Origin of the sequence: Methylorubrum podarium, from assembly GCF_022179745.1 — a bacterium.
Classification (GTDB): Bacteria; Pseudomonadota; Alphaproteobacteria; order Rhizobiales; family Beijerinckiaceae; genus Methylobacterium; species Methylobacterium podarium.
The window spans coordinates 1-1,651 of the sequence record NZ_BPRD01000560.1 but is presented as its reverse complement, the minus strand read 5'-3'; the positions used below and the strand labels follow the sequence as shown (position 1 = coordinate 1,651).

3 protein-coding genes are annotated in these 1,651 nt (G+C 68.1%); 1 reads left to right on the top strand and 2 read right to left on the bottom strand.

Annotation, left to right across the window (positions count from 1 at the left end):
- The coding region (locus tag MFF42_RS23535) for an FAD-binding oxidoreductase (RefSeq protein WP_373875217.1) at positions 1-261 on the bottom strand (261 nt) is incomplete at its 3' end.
- Positions 262-647: 386 nt separating this feature from the next.
- On the opposite strand from MFF42_RS23535, the gene MFF42_RS23530 reads away from it, so the two are divergent.
- Positions 648-1,010 carry a c-type cytochrome gene (locus MFF42_RS23530; RefSeq protein WP_238258184.1) on the top strand — a complete coding sequence of 121 codons (363 nt, stop codon included), beginning with the start codon at positions 648-650 and terminating at the stop codon, positions 1,008-1,010.
- 94 nt (positions 1,011-1,104) lie between these two features.
- Here MFF42_RS23530 and MFF42_RS23525 read toward each other — a convergent pair whose 3' ends face one another.
- On the bottom strand, positions 1,105-1,590 hold the full coding sequence (locus MFF42_RS23525) for a MarR family winged helix-turn-helix transcriptional regulator (protein WP_238258182.1): 486 nt from the start codon (positions 1,588-1,590) through the stop codon (positions 1,105-1,107).
- Positions 1,591-1,651: the final 61 nt, after the last annotated feature.

Sequence of the window (1,651 nt, the reverse complement as noted above, 5' to 3'; positions counted from 1 at the left end):
CGTGGTGGCCCGCGGTGCCGGCACGGGCACGCCGTTGGCGTGGCAGAAGGCCATCACCGCCGAGACCTCCTGCGTCGTGGAGGGCAGCACCACGGCGAGCGGCATCTTGCGGTAGGCGGTGAGGCCGTCGGTCTCGAACGCGCGGCGCTCGTCCTCCGTCGTCACCAGGGCCTCCGGCGCCACCAGCGCGGAAAGGCCCTCGATGATCGCCTCACGGCGGGCGACGACATCCGCGTTCGGCGCGGGGAAGGCGATCGACATGGCCGGCATCTCCTCCAGAAACTGGTTCTTGCGTCGTCGTTCGGACGCCCGCTCACGAGCCGCGCTCGAGCCGCGTTGTCGGGCCGGTCGCGGCGGAGAGTGCGCCCGCCGTCCGCCCATCCACAGGCGCCGATCGCGGCCTTCAGCCCCGCTTCAGCCGCCGCGTCTCAGGTTCGTCCGGACGACGTCGAGCGCGCATCCTAGCGGAAAGATTCCCGAGACGCACGGCGGTTCCCGCCGACCTATGCAGCCACCGAAAGGAGCATGAGCGCGTTCGTGAAGCGACCTCGGCTGGACGCGTGCCCGGCTTAGTCTATATCTGTTCTAAGGCAAAAAGCTCTGCCATAAGCAAAGCGGCTCCGGCCGTTCCAAGGAGGAAAAAAACGATGCGTCATCTCATCCTCGGCGCCGCCTTCGCGCTGCTCCTGCCCGTCGCCGCCCACGCCGAGGGCGATGCCGCCGCCGGCGAAAAGGCGTTCGCCCCCTGCAAGGCCTGCCACAACTTCGAGAAGAACGGCGTCGGCCCGACGCTCAAGGGCGTCGTCGGCGCGAAGGCCGGCGAGGGCGCGGATGGCTACGCCTTCTCCGATGCGATGAAGAAGTCCGGCATCACCTGGGACGAGGCCAACCTGAAGACCTGGCTCGCCGACCCGAAGAAGATGATCCCCGGCACCAAGATGGTCTTCCCCGGCATCAAGGATCCGAAGAAGGTCGACGACATCATCGCCTACCTCAAGACCAAGTCCTGAGCCGGTGCGGCTCCTTCGAGCCGCGTCCACGACAAACGGAAAGCCGCCCCTCGGGGCGGCTTTCTCGTCTTCGGCGTCCGATCATGGAGGCCCGTTAGGCGGGCACGCTCGCCGCGCTCATCTCGGTGGTGCCGGCGCGGGCGTGAAGCTCGTCGCGCATCAGGGCGAGGCTGTCGAGCAGCGCGCGCCGCTCGTCGAGGGTCATCCCGGTCATGCCGCCCACCGTGTGGGGCAGACAGTCCATCTTGCCCTTGAGACCCCGCCCCTTCTCGGTGAGGAAGATGCTGACCTGCCGCTCGTCCGGCCGGTCGCGGGCGCGCCGGACATGGCCCGAGGCCTCCAGGCGCTTGAGGAGCGGCGTGAGGGTGCCGGAATCGAGGAACAGCCGGCTGCCGATCTCCTTGACCGACAGGCCCTCCTCCTCCCAGAGCACCAGCAGCACGAGATATTGCGGGTAGGTCAACTCGTGGTGGGCCAGCAGGCTGCGATAGGCGCGACCGAAGGCGTGCGCCGCCGCGTAGACGGCGAAGCAGAGCTGGTTGTCCAAGGATTGCGGGTCATCGCGGCCCGTTTGACTCATGACACTCTTCCTCGGTCCGCGGCTTCGAAGCGCCAGTGCGCCGAGCGCGCACCGAGGAAGA

What these genes read in the sequence shown, in the direction of transcription:
- MFF42_RS23530 (WP_238258184.1), top strand. Translation starts at nt 648, where the DNA reads ATGCGTCATCTCATCCTCGGCGCCGCCTTCGCGCTGCTCCTGCCCGTC.
- MFF42_RS23525 (WP_238258182.1), bottom strand. Translation starts at nt 1,590, where the DNA reads ATGAGTCAAACGGGCCGCGATGACCCGCAATCCTTGGACAACCAGCTC.